The sequence below is a fragment of the Burkholderia sp. Bp9012 genome, from assembly GCF_003853825.1.
GTDB classification, from domain to species: Bacteria; Pseudomonadota; Gammaproteobacteria; order Burkholderiales; family Burkholderiaceae; genus Burkholderia; species Burkholderia diffusa.
Map to the genome: position 1 here is coordinate 31,161 of NZ_QTQA01000016.1, position 19,645 is coordinate 50,805.

Below are 19,645 nucleotides of genomic sequence, written 5' to 3' on the forward strand. Positions count from 1 at the left end.
CGCGGCCGCGCGCACTTCCCCGTCTTAAAGCAGCGGACACGCGGTGACCTGCGTGCCGCGTTCCACGCAAAGCCGTTCGTAGTCGCGCAGGTACGCGCGCTCGTCGTCGTTCAGCAGCTCGACGTCGATCAGGTCCCAGTCGTAGCCGACCGTGACGATGTTCTCGAACGCCACGGTGTCCGATGCTTCGTCGTCCGCGCGCACGATCACGATGTTCTCGATCCGCACACCGCCCTTGCCCGGCAGGTAGATGCCCGGCTCGACCGAAATCACCGCATTCGGCACCAGCCCGTACTGCGCGCCCGGCGCGAACCGCACGCCGCCCTCGTGCACGTGGATCCCGACGCCGTGCCCGGTGCCGTGGCCGAAATCGTAGCCGTGGTCGCGGCACACCTGGCGCACCGTCGCATCGACGTCACCGCCCGTCGCCGCCTTCGGGAAGCGCGTGACGAGCCCCTTGATGCACGCCTTCAGCGCGACCGTGTAGATCTCGCGCTGCCACGGCTGCGCGACCGTCTCCGGCCGCGTGCGACGCAGCACGACGCGCGTGCAGTCCGTCGCGAAACCGGCGTCGTAGTAAGCGCCGCTGTCGAGCAGCACGAGCTCGCCTTCCGTCAGCTCGACGTCGGCGCTCGCCGCCGTGTAGTGCGCGAATGCGCTGTTCGCGCCGTTCGCCGCGATCGACGGGAACGTCAGCGCGACCGCCGAGCGGGCGCCGTACGCGTCGTTGATCGTGCGGGCCAGGTCGTACTCGGTATGGCGCTGCCCCGGCTCGCCGGCCTTCGCCCAGCGCATCGTTTCGGCGATCGCCGCCGAGCTGCGCGCGAACGCGTCGCGGAACCGGTCGAGCACCGCCGGCGTCTTGCCGGCCCGCAGCGCCTCCACCGGGTTGAAATCGGCGTGGCGCGCATGCGGCCACACGCGGCGCACCGACTCGACGAGTGCGCAGTTGACCGATTCGAACCCGTAGCACACGTGGTCGACCGCGAATTGCGCGAGGAAGCGCTCGAGTTCGGCGAAGTCGCGCCGGATCACGTGCAGCGCCGGATACGACGCCAGTTCGACCGGACATCGGTCGCAGCCTTCCGGCAGGAACAGCGCGACCTGCTCGCCGACCGCGAACAGGAAGCCCAGGTGCGACGATGCATTCGGGATGTGATAGCCGCGGCTGTTCAGCAGGTAAGCGAGATCGTCGGACGCGCATGTGAAGAACGCGGTCTTGCCGGGCGCCGCGCCGGTGTGTGCGGCGAGCCGCCGGTTCAGCGCGTCGAGGTTGTCCGCGACGCTCGCGCCGGTCATCGCGTCCGGCAGTTCGAAGATCGGCCGCTCGACCACCCAGCCCGGCAGCGCGATCGCGCGGTCGATTTCGCGCTCGACGAGGCTCGTCCAGTCGAGTGACGCCGCCTGCGTGCGCTCGACCAGCCGGTCGCGCTGCGCGACGCTGATCCGCAGCGCGTCGTAGCCGACCCGCGCGAGCCGGCTCGCGTGCGCGAGCAGCCAGTCGGCCAGCGCCTGCCAGATCGTCACGTTCATCCCGAGCTTTTCGATGCGCACGCGGGCCGGGTCGCACTGCTGTTCGGCCTGCAGGTGATAGCGGCCGTCGACGAACAGCACGAACGGCGGCACGCCGAGCGCCTGCGCGGTCGCCGCGCTCAGGAAAATCCCGCAGCCGGCCGAGCCGTCGAAGCCCGACAGCGCGTAGCGCGGGTTGTTGCGGCGCGGCAGGTATTCGGTGATGTATTCGTCCTGCGACGTGACCACGACCGCGTCGAGCCGGGCGGCGTCGAGCAGTCGCGACAGGCCGGCCTGCGTGTCGGCGACGGACGCGTCGTACGAGGGAAGGCCGGAGAAGCTGTATTTCAGTCGATCGATCATCGGATACCCGTTATTGATTGTTGTCGGCGGCCGGCGGCGTCACGCGCCGGCGCATGCCTGGCGCGGCACGCCGCCCGTGCGGGGACGAAGCGCGGCCCGGCGGGCAGCCGTGCCGCGGTGTCGTTCCATCGACGGATTTTCGGGGAAATTTTTGTCTCACTTAACTTTGTTTGATGCGAGCAACAGAATCTAGAGCACGCTGAAATCGAGGTCAAGCCAAAATTTTCGTAGGGCTAAAATTGCCGGCACCGCGCGCGACGGCGGCGCGGCCCCACGTGGCCCTGCCTGGCGCGGGGCGCATGGCGTCCTGGCGTCCGGGCGCCGGCGTGCGCGGTACAATGCGCCGGCATCGTCGTCCCGACGGCCGTGCTTCGTGCGATTCGCGGAAAGCCGCATCCCGGCGACGGCACCGCCCCTCCGCTCGCCTTGCGACTCGTTGCCACGAAAGAGATTCATGGATTCAGACATCATGCGTATCGGCCAGCGCATTCGCCGCCTGCGCCGGGAAGCGAAGAAGACGCTGCTGGAAGTCGCGACCGAAGCGAACCTGTCGGTCGGGTTCCTGTCGCAGGTCGAGCGCCACCTCACCGGCATCTCGCTGTCGTCGCTCGTCAACGTCGCGAAGGCGCTGAACGTGCCGCTCGGCACGCTGATCGACCAGCCGCGCCAGGCGCAGCCCGACTCGCACGCGGGACGCCGCGAACCGTACGCGGTCGATGCCGCGTCGCAGTGGTACGAGCGGCTGTCCACCACCTTCGACGGCAGTCAGATCAACGCGCTCAAGGTCCGGATGATGGAGGGCTACCGATCGGAATGGGTCGCGCATGGCGGCGACGAGTTCGTGTACGTGCTGACCGGCCGGCTTTGCTACACGATCGGCAAGAAGGATTACCCGCTGTCTGCCGGCGACTCGCTGCACTTCGACGCGAGGAAGCGCCACCGCGTCGCGAACGTTGGCGACGGGGCCGCCGAAATGATCGCGGTCGGCACGCTGCCGCTCTTCGACGACAACGGCGCCGAGCTGGGATCCGAGGCGATGAAGATCAGACTGCTCGCACGCGATGCCGGCGCGGCGCCGGGCGAACCGCGCGTGAGCCGCCGCAAACCCGCACCGAAGCGCGAGCGCGACGCGGATTCGATCGCGGCCGCGCCCGTCGACACGCCGGCCCGCGCGGCGGCCAAGCCAGCGGCCGGGAAGCCGCGCGCGGCCGCCGGCAAGCGTCCGGCCGCCGCCACCCCGGCCCGCCGCGCCACCGCCCGCACGAAGCAATGACGGCAGCCGGCCGGGCGGCGCACCACGCCGCCCGGCGCTTGCGCACTATTCCCCGATCGCCAGTGCCTGCTTGACGGCCTCGATGCGCGCGCGATGCACGGCGTCCTTGATCTGCATCGCATCGTTGGCGAAGCCGCGCGCGATCGCGCCCGCGTCGACGCTGCGCGCCGCCACCAGCGCCACGCGCAGCCGCTCGGCCTGCGGATACGGCTGCGTGTCGAGCCCGAGCCGGCCGCGCGCATCCGATTCGCACGCCTGCAGCATCTCGGCGAAGCGCGCGGGCTTGCGCAGCGCGTCGCTGCGCTCGAAGAGCCGCACCAGCGCGGCTGCGCCCATTTCCATCACGCGATGCAGGTTGCCGTGCTCGCGCGCGACCACCAGCGCGAGATCGCGGCACTCGTTCGGCACGCGCAGCCGCTCGCACAACGGCTTGATGAGATCGACGCTGCGGCCTTCGTGGCCGACATGGCGCGGCAGCACGTCGGCGGGCGTCGTCGCCTTGCCGAGATCATGCGTGAGCGCCGCGAAGCGCACCGGCAGCGAGTAGCCCTGCTTCGCTGCGTAGTCGACGACCATCATCACGTGCACGCCCGTGTCGACTTCCGGGTGGTAGTCCGCGCGCTGCGGCACGCCCCACAGCGCGTCGACCTCGGGCAGGATGCGCGCGAGCGCGCCGCACTCGCGCAGCACCGCGAACATCCGCGACGGCTTCACCTCCATCAGCCCGCGCGCGATCTCCTGCCACACGCGCTCGGGCACCAGCGCGTCCGCTTCGCCCGCGTCGACCATCCGCCGCATCAGCGCGAGCGTATCGTCCGCGACCGTGAAATCCGCGAAGCGCGCGGCAAAGCGCGCGATCCGCAGGATCCGCACCGGATCCTCGACGAACGCGTCGCCGACGTGTCGGAACACACGTGCACGCAGGTCGGCCTGCCCATCGAACGGATCGATCACCGGGCCGACCAGCGCGCCCTCCGGGCTCACTTCACGCGCCATCGCGTTGATCGTCAGGTCGCGCCGCGCGAGGTCCTCGTCGAGCGTCACGTCCGGCGCGTAGTAGAACTGGAAGCCATGATAGCCGGCCGCCGTCTTGCGTTCGGTGCGCGCGAGCGCGTATTCCTCCTGCGTATCCGGATGCAGGAACACGGGGAAATCCTTGCCGACCGGCCGGAAGCCCTGCGCGGCCATCTGCTCGGGCGTCGCGCCCACCACCACGTAGTCGCGGTCCTGCACCGGCACGCCGAGCAATTCGTCGCGGATCGCTCCGCCTACTGCGTAGATGTTCATGGCGTCGGTTCGTATTCGGCGATCACGTGGGTTTCGCGGCGCGCGGCATCGATCCAGCGCTGCACCGCCGGCAGCGCCGTCACGCGCGCGGCATACCCGGCCGCCTCCGGCGACAACTCCGGCGCATACGTGTTGAAACGCATCACGACGGGCGCATACATCGCATCGGCAATCCCGAATTCACCGAACAGGAACGGTCCGCCCGATGCCTCGATGCATGCACCCCACAGCGCGTCGATGCGCGCGACGTCGGCAAGCGCATCGGGCGTCGCGCCGCGCCCCGGCATCGACGCGCGCACGTTCATCCCCATCTGCGTGCGCAGCGCGGCGAAGCCCGAGTGCATCTCGGCCGAGATGCAGCGCGCATGTACGCGATCGAGCGGATCGGCCGGCCACATCGGGAACTGCGGATAGCGCTCGGCGAGCGTCTCGGCGATCGCGAGCGAATCCCAGATCGCGACGCCGTGGTCGTCGATCAGGCACGGCACCTTGCCGGTCGGCGAATACTCGCGGATGCGCGCGGCCGTATCGTCGCGGCGCAGCTCGATGGCGATCTCGTCGAACGGGATGCCGAAATGCGCGAGCAGCAGCCACGGCCGCATCGACCACGACGAGTAATTCTTGTCTCCAATGATGAGTTTCATGGCGAGGTTCCGAAAAGCGCGAAAGTGAATGACGGAAGCGACGGCCCGCGACGCCTAGCGGCGCGAGCGGAACCAGTCGAAGCGGGAGCGCCGCGCGGCATGGCCGAGATACGCGGGCGCGATGCTCTCGAGACTCGCGGGCGCGATCCCGAGTTCGGGCGCGAGCGGCCCGGACAGCACGTTCGGCACCGACATCGACGCGAGATTGTCGCGCGTGATCACCGGCTCGCCGGGCAGGCATTCGAACACGCTCGCCTGCAGCCGCGCGAGCGCGTCGGGCAGGCGCACGATGCGTGCCTGACGGCCGACCAGCGTGCCGCAATAGCGCACCAGTTGCTCGAGCGTGTAGACGGTCGGGCCGCCGAGTTCGTAGGTCTTGCCGTGCGCGGCCGCGAGATCGAGCGTGTTGACGAACGCGCGCACGACGTCGCCGACGAACACCGGCTGGAAGCGCGCGTCGGGCATCGCGAGCGGCAGCACCGGCAGCGTGCGCTGCAGGTTCGCGAACGTGTTCAGGAACGCGTCGCCGGGGCCGAACACGACCGACGGGCGGAAGATCGTCAGCGCGAGCGAATCGGTCGCCGCGACCGCATGCAGCGCGGCCTCGCCGTCGCCCTTCGAGCGCTGGTACATGCTCGGGCCGTGCGAATCGGCGCCGAGCGCGCTCATGTGCAGCACGCGCCGCACGCCGACTTCGACGCACGCGGCGGCCAGCGCGGCCGGCAGCGCGACGTGCGCGCGCTCGAACCCGGGCCCGTACGGCGTGCCGCGGCCGCCGTGCAGCACGCCGACGAGGTTGACGGCCGCATGCGCGCCGGCAACGAACCGCGCCAGCGTGCGCGTATCGAGATCGTCGAGCTCGACGATCTCGACCGGCAGCATCTGCAGGTGGCGTGCATGCTCGCGCCGCCGCGTGCCGATCCGTACCTGCTTGCCGGCGTCGATCAGCGCATTGACGAGCCGGCTGCCGATGAAGCCGGTGCCACCCAACAGCGCGACGGTCTGACGATCCATGATGGTGACCTCAAAAGCACACTGCCGCGTCTCGCGCGGCAGTGTGAAGATGGCGGATCAGGGCGAGATCATGCCTAGGCGCTTCTTCAACGACTGCGGCTTGCCCTCGAAGAGCGCCGCGTAGTAGACGGTATTCGACAGCACGTTCTTCACGTAGTCGCGCGTCTCGTTGAATGGAATCGTCTCCGCGAAGATCGCGCCTTCGACCGGCTGCGTCAACACCTGGCGCCACTGGCGCGGCCGGCCCGGGCCCGCGTTGTAGCCGGCCGTCGCCAGCACCGGCGAGCTGTCGAAGTTGTTGTAGATGTCCGACAGGTACCAGGTGCCGAGCTGGATGTTCGTATTGATGTCATGCATCTGCGCACGCGTGATCGCGCCCATCCCGAGCTTCTTCGCGACGATCTGCGCGGTGGCCGGCATCAGCTGCATCAGCCCGCCCGCGCCGACCGACGAACGCGCGTTCGTGATGAAGCGCGATTCCTGGCGGATCAGCCCGTACGCCCATTCGACGTCGAGGCCGGTCGACTGCGCGTAGCGCTCGACGATGTCGCGGTACGGCGACGGGTAGCGCAGCGTGAAATCGTGCTCGGCCTTCGTGCGGTCGGCCGTGTTGACCGTGCGGTCGAGCAGGTCGATGCGCTTGCCGTATTCGGCGGCCGCGAGCAGCTGGCGATCGGTCATCCCGCGCAGCGGCCAGTTCCATTCGCGGTTGCCTTCGAGGCGCAGGTTCAGCCCATAGAAGCGTTGCGCGAGCGCGAAGCCCGGGATCTTGCTCATCGCGTCGACGTCGGCGTCGCTCACCTTCGTGCGCGGCGGGATCGACGTGCGCTGGCCGAGCTCCTCGCCGGCGAGCTGTCCGTAGAAGTTGAACTGGCCCGCGACCTGCTCGAATTCCTGGTTCGCCTGCAGCGTGTCGCCGCTCTGCTTGAGCGCGCGTGCATGCCAGTAGATCCACGCCGGATCGCTGCGCAGCGACGGCGGCATCTGTTCGATCGACCAGCGCACCATCGGCCAGTTGCCGACGAGCAACGCGGCGCGCGTGCGCCATTCGTAACCCGGGTTCGACAGCGGCGCGTTCGCGGATTTCGCATACCAGACCGATGCGAGCGCCGAGCGCTTGATCGCCCCCTGGTAGCCGATCGCACCCCATGCGATCGCCTGCTCCTGCTTCGTCAGCGAGCCGGCGATCGACGTCAGCATTCCCGCCGCGGCGTCCGGATCGTTGCGCGCCATGCGGCCGAGCGCGATCAGCGCGAGCTGGTGCGATGCCGCGTCGGGGCCGACGCCGCGCGCGAGGTACAGCGGCGGCGCGCTGGTTGCCTGGTCGAAGCCGACCGGCCGCGGGCCGAGCGCGTCGACGATCTTCCCGCCGAGGGTCGTGTAGTTCTGCTCGTACGCGAGGCGTGCCTGCAGCCACACGTCGTCGCTCGTGAACTGCTGGTTGACGGTGAGCGCCGTAATCAGGTCGACACAGGCGTCGCCGTAGTATTTCGGCTCGACGAGCAGCGCGCGCGCCGCCTCGGCGACGTTCTCGCCGCGCGCCGCGCGCGATTCGAGCGCATAGCACTTGACCTGCGTGTCGTCGTCGAGCACGAAGCGCTTGTACTGGTCGTCGAAGCTGCGCCAGTCGTGGCGCGCGCCGAGCACGAGCAGGTAGTCGTTGCGCAGGCGGTCGGCGATTGCCTGGCCGTCGTAGCGCTGCAGGAACGACTGCACGGGGGCGTCGGGGGCGTCGACACGGGCGCGGCCCGTCGAATCGAACAGTTGCGGCTTGATCTGGAAATACTCGACGTAGGACGGGACCGGATAGTTCGGAATCATCGCCGCGAGCTGCGCGGCCTTGGCGGCGTCGTTGCGGCGCGCGGCTTCGCGCAGCTGCACGAAGATCTGGTCGTCCCCGGCGAGCGTGTCGTCGTTCGGTGCGGCGCACGCGGCCGTGCCCGCGACGAGCGCGGCGGCCGAAAGCGCGAACGCGACCGCGCGATATACTCGGAAAAGGCTGTTCGACATCGTTTTGAATGGAGCACGAAGTGAGCGAAAGCATAGCATGCAACCCTGTGCCGAACCCGAAGGTTGCACTGCGCAAAGCGCTGTCCGGCGCGCGTCGCGACGCCGCGTCGCAGCCCGCCGCGAATGCCGCGCTCGACGCGCGGCTGCGCCTGTTGCTCGAACGGCTCGCACCGCGCACGGTCGGCTTCTACTGGCCGCTGCCGGGCGAATTCGACGCACGCGACGCGGTGCTCGCGTGGTCCGCGGCAGGCTCAGGTCGCCGCGCCGCGCTGCCGGTGATCGGCGAGAAGCACACGCCGCTCGCGTTCCATGCGTGGGATGCGCACACGCCGATGCGCGAAGGGCATCACCGGATTCCGGAGCCGGCGTCCGGGGTCGTCGTCGTGCCCGATCTGTTGCTGATTCCGTGTGTGGGATTCGATCTGCAGCGCTACCGGCTCGGCTATGGCGGCGGCTATTACGACCGCACGCTCGCGGTGTGGCCGGGCGAGACGCTGCCGGTGACGGTCGGCATTGCGTATGAAGCGTGCCGCGTGGATGCGCTGCCGGCCGAAGCGCACGATCTCGCGATGCGCTGGATCGTGACCGACGGCGCGCTTTACCCGGCCGCCGGATGACGGGGCGCGCGACGCGGCGTCTGCGGCATGCCGCGCGTCACCGCGTCGACCGTCCTGTCCGCAATCGTTTACAGCGACGCCGCCGCGCGCGCGGCGGTGTCGTAGAGGCCCGATGCGTGGCGCAGCAGCTGCGCCGCGTCGCCGATCTGCTCGTTGGTGAGGCCGCTGTCCTTCAGCGTCTCGATCAGGCAATGCTCGCGCACCTCCCGATACTTCATGCACAGCTCGCGGCCCGCGTCGGTCGCGAAGAAGAACACTTCCTTGCCGCTCTTCTCGCTTTTCACATAGCCGCGCGCGATCAGTTTTTTCAGCGCATAGGTCGCGACGTGCGTATCCTCGATATTGAGCACGAAGCAGATGTCGGCGAGCTTCTTCTTGCGTTCGCGATGGCTGACGTGATGCAGCAGCGACACCTCGACCGCCGTCATGTCCTTCGCACCCGCGGCCGACATGCAGCGCACCATCCAGCGGTTGAAGGCATTGCCGGCCATGATGAGCCCGTATTCGAGTTCCGACAGCTCCGCGCTCGAATCGGAAACGAGGTGTTCGGATGACACGATCTTGGTCGGGGGACGCTTCATGGAAAGGCGGCGCAAGCAGGATGTCAGGGTGTGCCGAGTGTACGTCAGAAGCCCGGGTATACGGGCTAGGCGAAAACGCTTATTGGTAAGTTATCGATATGTTATTGACAATGTGCGCTAACATTGCCGTCCGAACCGTGCCAGTCCGATGACGCAACCCCGCATTTATCCGCTCGGCGATGCCGCCCTCGTCTGCGAGGTGCCGCCGCCCGCCACGCTCGATTGCCAGCGCCGCGTCTGGGCCGTCGCCGAGATCGCGCGCGCATGGCCCGACGTGATCGACGTCGTGCCGGGCATGAACAACCTGACGATCGTGTTCGACGCGCTCGCCGCGACGGCCGAGTCGCTCACGCCCGCGCTGCGCGACGCATGGGAAACCGCCGACGTCGAGCATGCGGACGGCCGCGAGATCGAGATCCCGGTCGAATACGGCGGTGCGGCCGGCCCCGACCTGGCGGCCGTCGCCGCGCATACCGGGCTGCCGGCCGACGAAGTCGTCGCGCGACACGCAGCCGGCGAATACGTCGTGTTCTTCGTCGGCTTCCAGCCGGGCTTCGCCTATCTCGGCGGCCTCGATGCGTCGCTGCACACGCCGCGCCGCGCGGCACCGCGCCTGGAAGTGCCGGCCGGCTCGGTCGGCATCGGCGGTGCGCAGACGGGCATCTACCCGGCCACGTCGCCCGGCGGCTGGCAGCTGATCGGCCGCACGTCGCACGTGCTGTTCGACCCGGTGCGGCCGCAGCCGACGCTGCTGCTGCCCGGCGACCGCGTGCGCTTCACCATTGCCGGAGTCGACCCGACATGAGCCAGAACACCGCACCGGGCACGATCGAGGTGGTCCGCGCCGGCCCGCTGTCGACCGTGCAGGATCTCGGCCGCCGCGGCATGAGCCATCTCGGCGTTGCGCAGGGCGGCGCGCTCGACGGCCTCGCGCTCGAAGTCGGCAACCGGCTGGTCGGCAATCGCCCCGACGCGGCGGCCGTCGAAATCACGATCGGCCCGGCCGCGTTCCGCTTCACGCGCGCGACGCGCATCGCGATCACCGGCACCGAATTCGGCGCGACGCTCGACGGCAAGCCCGTGTATTCGTGGTGGAGCCTGCCGGTCGACGCCGGGCAGACGCTCGTGCTGCCGGCCGCGAAACGCGGGATGCGCGGCTACCTGTGCATCGCGGGCGGCATCGACGTGCTGCCGATGCTCGGCTCGCGCAGCACCGATCTCGCATCGCGCTTCGGCGGCCTCGGCGGCCGCGCGCTGCGCGATGGCGATCGGCTTCCGGTCGGTGTGCCGCCGGCCGGCGCCGGCTGCCTCGCAGCCGATGCGCCAGAATTCGGCGTGAAGGCGCCTGCGTGGTGCGCGTTCGTGCGCGTCGACGAACCGCCGCGCCGCCACCGGCCCGCGCATGCGCCTTGGGCGATGCCCGTGCGCGTGCTGCCGGGCCCCGACTACGCGTCGTTCGCGGCCGATTCGCAGCAGGCGTTCTGGGACGAGGAATGGCTCGTCACCGCGAACAGCAACCGGATGGGCTATCGTCTCGCCGGCGCGGAGCTGGTGCGCGAGCGGCCGGTCGAGCTGCTGTCGCATGCGGTGCTGCCCGGCACGATCCAGGTGCCGCCGAACGGCCAGCCGATCGTGCTGATGCACGACGCGCAGACCACCGGCGGCTATCCGAAGATCGGCACGGTGATCCGCGCGGATCTCTGGAAACTCGCGCAGGCGCGGCTCAACCTGCCGATCCGCTTCGTGCGCACGACACCCGACGCCGCGCGCGCCGCCCTGACCGCGGAACGCGCCTATCTCCGGCAGATCGACGTCGCGATCGAGATGCGCGAGGAAACCCGCCGCCGCGTTCAATCGCGCGCGGCGTGACAATGGCGGAAGCAGGACGAAGGACGCGCCACGCCATCAGTGGACGAGGAACATCATGGAAATCGATCTGAATGCCGATCTCGGCGAAGGATGCGGATCGGACGAGGCGCTGCTCGACCTCGTCACGTCGGCGAACATCGCGTGCGGCTGGCATGCAGGCGGCGCCAATGCGATGCGCGACTGCGTGCGCTGGGCCGTGCAGAAAGGCGTGTCGATCGGCGCGCACCCGAGCTTTCACGACCCGGAGAATTTCGGCCGCAAGGAGATGCAACTGCCGGCCGGCGACATCTACGCCGGCGTGCTGTACCAGCTCGGCGCGCTGTCGGCGATCGCACAGGCCGAGGGCGGTCGCATCGCGCACGTGAAGCCGCACGGCGCGCTGTACAACCAGGCCGCGCGCGACCCGATGATCGCCGACGCGGTGGTCTCCGCGATCCACGACTTCGATCCGTCGCTTGCCGTGTTCGGGCTGGCCAACAGCGTGTTCGTCGCGGCCGCGCGGCATGCGGGGCTCGCCGCGGTGGAGGAAGTGTTCGCCGATCGCGGCTACCGCGCGGACGGCTCGCTCGTGCCGCGCAGCCAGCCCGGCGCGCTGATCGATGACGAGGAAGCGGTGCTCGCGCGCACGCTCGACATGGTGCGCGATCGGCAGGTGCAGTCGGTGAGCGGCGAGTGGGTGCCGCTCAATGCGCAGACCGTCTGCCTGCACGGCGACGGCCCGCATGCGCTCGCGTTCGCGAAGCGGATCCGCGCGGCGCTCGAAGCGGCCGGTATCGATGTCGTCGCCCCGGGCGCGCTGGAGGCCGACGAAGGCGCCTGACCGGCGCGCAAGCCGCGCTGCCGCCAGATGAAAAACCGCCGCACCAAAGAAAAAAGCGCCCTCGTGGCGCTTTTCTGTTGGCGCAATCGCCGCGGACTTCGCCGTCTGTCGATTCGCCCCCCGAAACCGTCTTTCGACGGTGACCGGAAAAATGCTCCGGAATAAAAAAACGTCCGCCGCCACCCGATTGCTGCTTCCCCCGGTCGGACGACGGAACGTCGCTTATCCGCAAGTCTGTCGCATGCATTTGTTGTACCGACGATGTTTGGCCCCGCCGTGCATGCAGACACTACGCGGCCGGCACGACATCACGTGCCGGCTACGCTAACCCCGCGCATTGTTTTCTGCTACCCCGTAGAACTTTTTCTATTCTTTTCATTTTTTCAACTTGTGGGATGAAGAATAGAGATCGGCAGAACCGGATGTCAATCGTTTTAAACGCTATTTTCTGAGGATTCAAGGGTTTTCCTTATCGAATCGAGCGGCGGCACGGGCACCCGCCTGCACCTCGCAGCGCGTGCGTATCGTCGATCAAGCAGGGGAGGATCGGTGCACGGCGCCCGGCGCGATCAGTTCGCGTCGACCTGATACCCTTGCTGGCGCAACAATTCGAGCACCCCGCGCCGGCCGCCCAGATGCAGCGCGCCGATGGCGACGAATACCGGCCGGTTCGGCGCGGCGATTGCCGTCATCCGTGCAACGAAGCGCCGGTTGCGTTCGTACAGGATCTTGTTGTCGATCGACGCCGACAGCGCCTTCGAACGGGCCAGCCGCTCGCTCTTCGCGACCGCCCACGCCGAGATCGCATCGGCGTCGCCAATTTGCCACAGCCGGTGCAGTGCCTTGATGTCGTCGGCGTTCTGCGCCGGCGTCTGCACCATGTCCTGCGCGAGCATCTCGCGCTGCTCGGCGAGCGTCAGCCCGGTAAACGCACGCATCTGCTCGGCGAGCGTCTCGAGCCCGATCACGCGGCCGCCCTTCTTCTTCAGGAACACGTTCTGCAGTTGCGCCTCGGTGCCGTACTCGGTCTGCAGGCCAGCCGACAGCGAGTCGTAGGTTTCGACGACGAGCGCCGCGAGCCACGGCCGCATCTTGCGGATCTCGGCAAGCGCCGCCGGATTACCGCGCAGGCGCCCCGCGAGGCGCTGCCACAGCGGATCGGGCAACAGGCGCTGCAGGCACGGGTAGCGGCACACGCCGTACTTCGACACGTCGTCCTGCGATTCGAGCAGATCGTCCGGCGACAGTTCGAGCGCGAGCGTCGGCGACGCCGCGAGCGCCCCGAGGATGCGCGGCCGGAACGGCTGCGCGGGCGGATAGTCGGACGGGTCGCCCGTATGCAGCGTGCCGAGCACGTACAGCGTGACCCTGCCCTTGGTCGCAACGTAGAACGGCATGCGCGCGGGCTGCACGCGCACGGTGCCGCGCGACACCGTGCCGTCCGACACGGCGGGCGCGTGGAAGCCCGGCAGGCTCATGCCGGGCGGCGGGACTTGCGACGGATGGATCGGTGAAGTGGCCGGCGCGCGCCCTTCGGCGCGCGCGGATTCGACGGGAACAGCAACGCTGGCCGCCACGCACGCGCCGGCCAGCGCCGCGCCCGTGACGGTACGCACGCTCCAGCGCCGCGCGTAGCGGTACGCGCGCATCACGCGCGCGCTGCTTGCCCCCGCACGGCGCACGCCGGACGCGCGCGCCGCCAACGCTTCAGGCATTCGCCTCCCCTACCTCCTCGGCCCGATGGCAGGCTACACGCCGGCCGTCCACTTCGCGCAGTTGCGGCTCCTCGACGCGGCAGCGCTCGACCGCGTACGGGCAGCGCTGGTGGAACGCGCAGCCCGACGGCGGATTGAGCGGCGACGGCAGCTCGCCCTGCAGCTTGATCTGCACACGGCGGTCTTCCTCGAAGATCGCCGGCGTCGCCGACATCAGCGCGCGCGTGTACGGATGGCGCGGCCGCGCGTAGATCGTCGCCTTGTCGCCGAGCTCGGCGACGCTGCCGAAGTACATCACCATCACGTCGTCGGCGACGTGCTCGACCACCGACAGGTTGTGCGAGATGAACACGTAGCTCGTCTTGAACTGCTCCTGCAGATCCATGAACAGGTTCAGGATCTGCGCCTGGATCGACACGTCGAGCGCGGACACCGGCTCGTCGGCGACGACGATCCGCGGATCGAGGATCATCGCGCGCGCGATCGCGACCCGCTGGCGCTGGCCGCCCGAGAACATGTGCGGATAGCGCTTCGCGTGCTCGGGCCGCAGGCCGACCGTGCGCATGATCTGCGCGATGCGCGACGCGCGTTCGGCGGCCGTCAGGTTCGCGTTGATCTCGAGCGGCTCGGAAAGCGTCTGCTCGACGGTCTTGCGCGGGTTCAGCGATGCGAACGGGTTCTGGAACACCATCTGCACGCGGCGGCGCAGCTCGGCGACCCGGTGGCGGTCGGCGCCCGCGACGTCCTTGCCGTCGATCGACAGATGGCCGGACGTCGGCGTCTCGATCATTGTCAGCTGCCGCGCGAGCGTCGACTTCCCGCAACCGGATTCGCCGACGACGGCGAGCGTCTTGCCGCGCTTGAGCGAAAACGACACGCCGTTGAGCGCCTTCACCGTGCCCTGGCCGAACATGCCGCGCTTCACCGTGTAGTGTTTCGCGAGCTGGTCGGCGACCAGCACGACGTCGTCATCGTGCGGCGCACGCGTTTCGTGGACTGCATTCATCGTGCGCCTCCCGTCAGGTCGAGGTTGGAAACATTAAGTGGCTTGATGCAGCGCGCACGCATCGCGTCGTTGGCCGGCACCAATGTGTCGAGCGCCGGCCGCGCCTTGCGGCAGTCGTCGACGACGTACTTGCAGCGCGGCGCGAACAGGCACCCGGACGGGCGATCATCGCGGCCCGGCACCATGCCCGGCAATGCGGCAAGGCGACGCGCCCCCTGATTGTGCTCGGGAATCGCCGCGAGCAGCGCTTCGGTGTACGGATGATGCGGCGCACGGAAGATGTCCGGCACGCGGTTGGTCTCGATGACCTCGCCCGCATACATCACCGCGACGCGCTGCGCGACCTCCGACACCACGGCCAGATCGTGCGAGATCAGCACGAGCGCCATCCCGCGCTCCTTCTGCAGCTTCACGAGCAGGTCCATGATCTGCGCCTGGATCGTCACGTCGAGCGCGGTGGTCGGCTCGTCGGCGATCAGCAGCTTCGGGTTGCACGCCACCGCCATCGCGATCATCACACGCTGGTTCATCCCGCCCGACATCTGGTGCGGGAACGCCGTGATGCGGTTCTTCGCATCGGGAATCCCGACCTGGTCGAGCAGCTCGAGCGCGCGCCGATGCAGCGCGTCGCCGCGCAGGCCCTCGTGCAGCTTCAGCACTTCCTTGATCTGATAGCCGACCGTGTAGCTCGGATTCAGGCTCGACAGCGCGTCCTGGAACACCATCGCGATGTCCTTGCCGACGATCTTGCGGCGCGCCTTCGGCGACGCCTTCAGCAGATCGACACCGTTGAACGTGACTTCATCCGCCGTCACCTTGCCCGGCGCGTCGATCAGGCCCATCAGCGCCATCATCGTCACGCTCTTGCCCGAGCCCGATTCGCCGACGACGCCCACCACCTCGCCCGGCGCGATCGACAGGTTGATCCGGTCGACGGCGGGCAGGCCGTTGAAGTTCACCGCGAGATTGCGGATGGTCAGAAGATCTTGGCTCATGTTCACGCCATCCGTTTCAGTTTGGGATCGAGCGCGTCGCGCAGCCCGTCGCCGAGCAGGTTGATCGCGAGCACCGAAATCAGGATCGACAGGCCGGGCATCGTCACGATCCACCATGCGTTGTCGATGTAGTCGCGCGCGGAGGCCAGCATCGCGCCCCACTCGGCGGTCGGCGGTTGCACGCCGAGGCCGAGGAAGCCGAGCGCGGCCGCGTCCAGGATCGCCGACGAGAAGCCGAGCGTCGCCTGCACGATCAGCGGCGCCGTGCAGTTCGGCAGCACCTGCGAGAACATCAGGCGCAGCGTGCCGGCACCGGCCACGCGCGACGCCGTCACGTACTCCTTCTGCAGTTCGCCGAGCGCCGACGCGCGCGTGAGGCGCACATAGGCCGGCAGCGCGACGATCGCGATCGCGAACATCGTGTTGGTGAGGCCCGGGCCGATGATCGCGACGACCGCGACCGCGAGCAGCAGCGACGGCAGCGCGAGCAGCACGTCCATGATGCGCATCACGGGCGTATCGGCCCACTTCTGGAAGAACGCGGCGACCAGCCCGAGCACGATGCCGGGGATCAGCGCGAGCACGACCGACACGAAGCCGATCCAGAACGACATGCGCGCGCCGAACATCAGGCGCGAAAGAATGTCGCGGCCCGCTTCGTCGGTGCCGAGGATGAACTGCCAGTTGCCGCCCGCGAGCCATGCGGGCGGGATCTTCACGTAGTCGCGGTATTGCTCGACCGGGCTGTGCGGGGCGATCAGCGGCGCAAGGAGCGCGACCAGGATCAGCACGAGCACGACGATGCCGGCGCCGACGGCGCCGCGGTTGCGCGAGAAGTTGGCCCAGAACTCGCGCAGCGCGAGCGCACGGCCGCCGGCCGGCGCGGATTCGCTCGGCAGGGTGTTTTGCAGATTGCTCATGGAATTACCTCGTGTGGCGGATGCGCGGATTCAGCACGCCGTACAGCAGGTCGACGACCAGGTTCACGACGATCACGAGCGTCGCGATCAGCAGGATGCCGCCCTGGACGACCGGATAGTCGCGGCGGCCGATCGCATCGATCAGCCACTTGCCGACACCGGGCCACGAAAAGAGCGTCTCGGTCAGCACGGCGCCCGCGAGCAGCGTGCCGATCTGCAGGCCGATCACGGTGACGACCGGGATCAGCGCATTGCGCAGCGCATGCACGACGACCACGCGCGCGGGCGACAGCCCCTTCGCGCGTGCGGTGCGGATGTAGTCCTCGCGCAGCACTTCGAGCATCGACGAGCGCGTCATCCGCGCGATCACCGCGAGCGGGATCGTGCCGAGCACGATCGCGGGCAGGATCAGGTGGCTGACCGCCGACCTGAACGAGCCTTCGTCCGGCGCGAGCAGCGCATCGATCAGCATGAAGCCCGTCGGGTGCGGGAAGTCGTATTCGACGGCGATGCGCCCCGACACGGGCGTCCAGCCGAGATACGACGAAAACACCATGATGAGGATCAGCCCCCACCAGAAGATCGGCATCGAGTAGCCGGTGAGCGCGGTGCCCATCACGCCGTGGTCGACGACCGAGCCGCGTCGCAGCGCGGCGATCACGCCGGCCGGCAGCCCGACCGCGAGCGCGAACACGAGTGCGCACAGCGACAGCTCGACGGTCGCCGGGAAGCGCGCGAAGAATTCGCCCGCAACGCTGGTGTTGGTGATGATCGACGTGCCGAGGTCGCCATGCAGCGCCCGGCCGATGTAGTGGATGTACTGCAGGGGCAGCGGCTGGTCGAGCCCGAGGCGTTTCATCGCCTCCGCATGCATCGCGGGATCGACGCCGCGCTCGCCCATCATCACTTCGATGGGGTCGCCCGGTATCAGGTGAATCAGCGCAAACGCCAGGATGGTGATGCCGATGAAGGTCGGGATCACCATCCCCACGCGGCGCAACACGAATGTGAACATGATGCGTCTCGTATTTTCTTGTGGGAAATGTGCGACCGGCGACGGGAAGCTTTTGGCCTCCCGCCGCCGGATGAATTACCGGTCTCGGTCTTCGGGGACAGCTTACGCCGGTCGTATTACTTCACGCCGACACCGTCGAAGCGTGCGTAGCCGAGCGGCTCGATGCGCATGTCGACCACGTTCTTGCGTACCGGCTGGTAGACCGTCGAGTTCGCGATCGGCGAGAACGGCAGCTGCTGCGCGAAGATCTGCTGGGCCTGCGTGTAGATCTTCGTGCGCGCATCCTGGCCCGTCGTCGTGCGGCCCTTCTGGACCAGCTCGTCGAACGGCTTGTAGCACCAGTGCGAGAAGTTGTTGCCCTTGATCGCCTCGCAGCCGAGCAGCGTGCCGAGCCAGTTGTCGGGGTCGCCGTTGTCGCCCGTCCAGCCGATCAGCATCGTGTCCTGCTCGCCCGTGTGCGCGCGCTTGATGTACTCGCCCCACTCGTACGTGACGATCTTCGCCTTCACGCCGATCTTCGCCCAGTCGGCCTGGATCATCTCGGCCATCAGGCGGGCGTTCGGGTTGTACGCGCGCTGCACCGGCATCGCCCACAGCGTGATCTCGAAACCGTTCGGATAGCCTGCCTTCGTGAGCAGCGCCTTCGCCTTCGCGGTGTCGTTCGGCGCCATCTTCAGGTTCTTGTCGTACGACCATTGGGTCGGCGGCATCGGCGCGCTGGCGGCCTGGCCCGCACCCTGATAGACGGATTCGAGGATCGCCTTCTTGTTGATCGCCATGTCGAGTGCCTGACGCACTTCGAGCTTGTCGACCGGCTTGTGCTCGACGTTGTACGCCAGGTAGCCGAGGTTGAAGCCCGGCTGCGACGGCATGTCGATGCCCGAGTCGGCCTTCAGCGTCGCGATGTCGGCCGGACGCGGATAGCTCATCACCTGGCATTCGTTGCGCTTGATCTTCTGCACGCGCACGCCCGGGTCGGGCGTGATCGAGAAGATCAGCTTCGAGATCTTCACCGCGCCCTTCTTCCAGTAATCAGGATTGCCGTCGAAACGGATCGTCGCGTCCTTCGTGTAGCTGCGGAAGATGAACGGGCCCGTGCCGACCGGCTTCTGGTTGATGTCGGCGGCCTTGCCTGCCTTCATCAGCTGATCGCCGTATTCGGCCGACAGGATCGACGCGAATTCCATCGCCATGTTCTGGATGAACGGCGCGTTCGGCTCGGCCAGCGTGAACTTTACGGTGTACGGATCGACCTTCTCGACCTTCGTGATCAGCTTGTCGAGGCCCATGTCGGTGAAGTACGGGAACGACACCGGGTAGGCCTTGCGGAACGCCTGGTTCGGATCGAGCATGCGTTCGAACGAGAACACGACGTCGTCCGCGTTGAATTCACGCGTCGGCTTGAAGAAGTCGGTCGTGTGGAACTTCACGCCATGGCGCAGGTGGAAGGTGTACACCTTGCCGTCGGACGATACGTCCCACTTCTCGGCGAGGCCCGGCTCGACCTTGGTGCCGCCGCGCTCGAATTCGACGAGGCGGTTGTAGACGGTGAATGTGGCGGCGGTGAAATCGACGCCGGTCGTGAATTGCGCGGAATCGAAACCCGCCGGGCTGCCTTCTGAGCAGTAGACGAGCGTTTTGTTCGGGATCTGTGCGAATGCAGAACCCGCGACGCCGAGCGATGCCGCTGCCACGCCTGCAATGGCGGTAACACGCAGGGTGTGCAACAGACGGTTGTATTCCATGTTTCCTCCAGGTCTCCAGATCGGAACCGGTCCCCCCAGGGGCCGGGTACGCGGATATTACTTGAGCTAGCGATTTTGCAACAAGCTGGAGAAAAAACTCTTCTAGACGCATTCACGCGGGTTTTTGCGGATGTCTCGCGCACGCGAAAAGTGCGTCCGCGCGCACGGGCGACGAATTCGCTCGTCCCGCGCGTGTTTCCTTCGACAACTAAACAATTCGTGTGCGAACGCGAACGAGCGTCGCGCCGATTTCGGGGCC

At 68.0% G+C, this 19,645-nt stretch carries 17 protein-coding genes; 5 read left to right on the plus strand and 12 right to left on the minus strand.

Annotated elements, in window-relative coordinates; translation table 11 throughout:
- Positions 1-24 precede the first annotated feature (24 nt).
- Positions 25-1,875, minus strand: a complete 1,851-nt coding sequence (locus DIE11_RS21720) for a M24 family metallopeptidase (RefSeq protein WP_124626950.1) — start codon at positions 1,873-1,875, stop codon at positions 25-27.
- 454 nt (positions 1,876-2,329) lie between these two features.
- Between DIE11_RS21720 and DIE11_RS21730 the strand changes: the two genes are divergently transcribed.
- Positions 2,330-3,148 (plus strand): helix-turn-helix domain-containing protein, encoded by an 819-nt coding sequence (locus DIE11_RS21730; RefSeq protein ID WP_059607373.1) that lies wholly within the window; start codon positions 2,330-2,332, stop codon positions 3,146-3,148.
- A 45-nt stretch (positions 3,149-3,193) separates the two neighbouring features.
- Here the strand turns inward: DIE11_RS21730 and DIE11_RS21735 are convergent, their stop codons facing one another.
- From DIE11_RS21735 to DIE11_RS21750, 4 genes are read right to left on the minus strand one after another with little or no spacing between them, the layout of a single operon-like run.
- A complete protein-coding gene (locus tag DIE11_RS21735; protein ID WP_124626953.1) occupies positions 3,194-4,435 on the minus strand; it encodes a multifunctional CCA addition/repair protein in 1,242 nt (413 codons plus the stop codon).
- The gene (locus tag DIE11_RS21740; RefSeq protein WP_059607377.1) at positions 4,432-5,079 is read right to left on the minus strand and encodes a glutathione S-transferase family protein; all 648 of its coding nucleotides are present in this window, start codon (positions 5,077-5,079) and stop codon (positions 4,432-4,434) included. The genes DIE11_RS21735 and DIE11_RS21740 overlap by 4 nt, the downstream gene beginning before the upstream one ends.
- Positions 5,080-5,133: 54 nt before the next feature.
- On the minus strand, positions 5,134-6,093 hold the full coding sequence (locus DIE11_RS21745) for a complex I NDUFA9 subunit family protein (protein ID WP_124626955.1): 960 nt from the start codon (positions 6,091-6,093) through the stop codon (positions 5,134-5,136).
- 57 nt (positions 6,094-6,150) lie between these two features.
- The gene (locus tag DIE11_RS21750) at positions 6,151-8,103 is read right to left on the minus strand and encodes a lytic transglycosylase domain-containing protein (protein WP_124626957.1); all 1,953 of its coding nucleotides are present in this window, start codon (positions 8,101-8,103) and stop codon (positions 6,151-6,153) included.
- Between the two features lie 8 nt (positions 8,104-8,111).
- Here DIE11_RS21750 and DIE11_RS21755 point away from each other — a divergent pair, with 8 nt between their 5' ends.
- Entirely contained in the window at positions 8,112-8,720 is a 609-nt protein-coding gene (locus DIE11_RS21755; RefSeq protein WP_059607382.1) for a 5-formyltetrahydrofolate cyclo-ligase, read from the plus strand.
- Between the two features lie 68 nt (positions 8,721-8,788).
- On the opposite strand, the gene DIE11_RS21760 is transcribed toward DIE11_RS21755, so the two are convergent.
- Positions 8,789-9,301, minus strand: coding sequence for a winged helix DNA-binding protein (locus DIE11_RS21760; RefSeq protein ID WP_059607383.1), 513 nt, complete (start codon positions 9,299-9,301; stop codon positions 8,789-8,791).
- A 148-nt stretch (positions 9,302-9,449) separates the two neighbouring features.
- Here DIE11_RS21760 and pxpB point away from each other — a divergent pair, with 148 nt between their 5' ends.
- Genes pxpB through pxpA form a run of 3 tightly spaced genes read left to right on the plus strand, consistent with a single transcriptional unit; the run spans position 9,450 to position 11,990 of the window.
- Positions 9,450-10,106, plus strand: coding sequence for a 5-oxoprolinase subunit PxpB (pxpB, locus tag DIE11_RS21765; RefSeq protein ID WP_059607384.1), 657 nt, complete (start codon positions 9,450-9,452; stop codon positions 10,104-10,106).
- Positions 10,103-11,170, plus strand: coding sequence for a biotin-dependent carboxyltransferase family protein (locus DIE11_RS21770; protein WP_124626959.1), 1,068 nt, complete (start codon positions 10,103-10,105; stop codon positions 11,168-11,170). The genes pxpB and DIE11_RS21770 overlap by 4 nt, the downstream gene beginning before the upstream one ends.
- 55 nt (positions 11,171-11,225) lie before the next feature.
- Complete coding sequence (gene pxpA, locus DIE11_RS21775) at positions 11,226-11,990, plus strand: 5-oxoprolinase subunit PxpA (RefSeq protein ID WP_124626961.1); 765 nt, start codon at positions 11,226-11,228, stop codon at positions 11,988-11,990.
- A 569-nt stretch (positions 11,991-12,559) separates the two neighbouring features.
- On the opposite strand, the gene DIE11_RS21780 is transcribed toward pxpA, so the two are convergent.
- From DIE11_RS21780 to DIE11_RS21805, 6 genes are all read right to left on the minus strand, one after another.
- Positions 12,560-13,705, minus strand: a complete 1,146-nt coding sequence (locus tag DIE11_RS21780; protein ID WP_059607388.1) for a TraB/GumN family protein — start codon at positions 13,703-13,705, stop codon at positions 12,560-12,562.
- Positions 13,698-14,711, minus strand: coding sequence for a peptide ABC transporter ATP-binding protein (locus tag DIE11_RS21785; protein ID WP_124626963.1), 1,014 nt, complete (start codon positions 14,709-14,711; stop codon positions 13,698-13,700). Before DIE11_RS21785 ends, DIE11_RS21780 begins: the two co-directional genes overlap by 8 nt.
- Positions 14,708-15,706: an ABC transporter ATP-binding protein gene (locus DIE11_RS21790; RefSeq protein ID WP_059607392.1), complete on the minus strand. Its 999-nt coding sequence runs from the start codon at positions 15,704-15,706 to the stop codon at positions 14,708-14,710. The genes DIE11_RS21785 and DIE11_RS21790 overlap by 4 nt, the downstream gene beginning before the upstream one ends.
- A gap of 2 nt (positions 15,707-15,708) precedes the next feature.
- A complete protein-coding gene (locus DIE11_RS21795; protein WP_059607393.1) occupies positions 15,709-16,626 on the minus strand; it encodes an ABC transporter permease subunit in 918 nt (305 codons plus the stop codon).
- Between the two features lie 4 nt (positions 16,627-16,630).
- Positions 16,631-17,641: an ABC transporter permease subunit gene (locus DIE11_RS21800; protein ID WP_124626965.1), complete on the minus strand. Its 1,011-nt coding sequence runs from the start codon at positions 17,639-17,641 to the stop codon at positions 16,631-16,633.
- 116 nt (positions 17,642-17,757) lie between these two features.
- On the minus strand, positions 17,758-19,386 hold the full coding sequence (locus DIE11_RS21805) for an ABC transporter substrate-binding protein (protein ID WP_124626967.1): 1,629 nt from the start codon (positions 19,384-19,386) through the stop codon (positions 17,758-17,760).
- Positions 19,387-19,645: the final 259 nt, after the last annotated feature.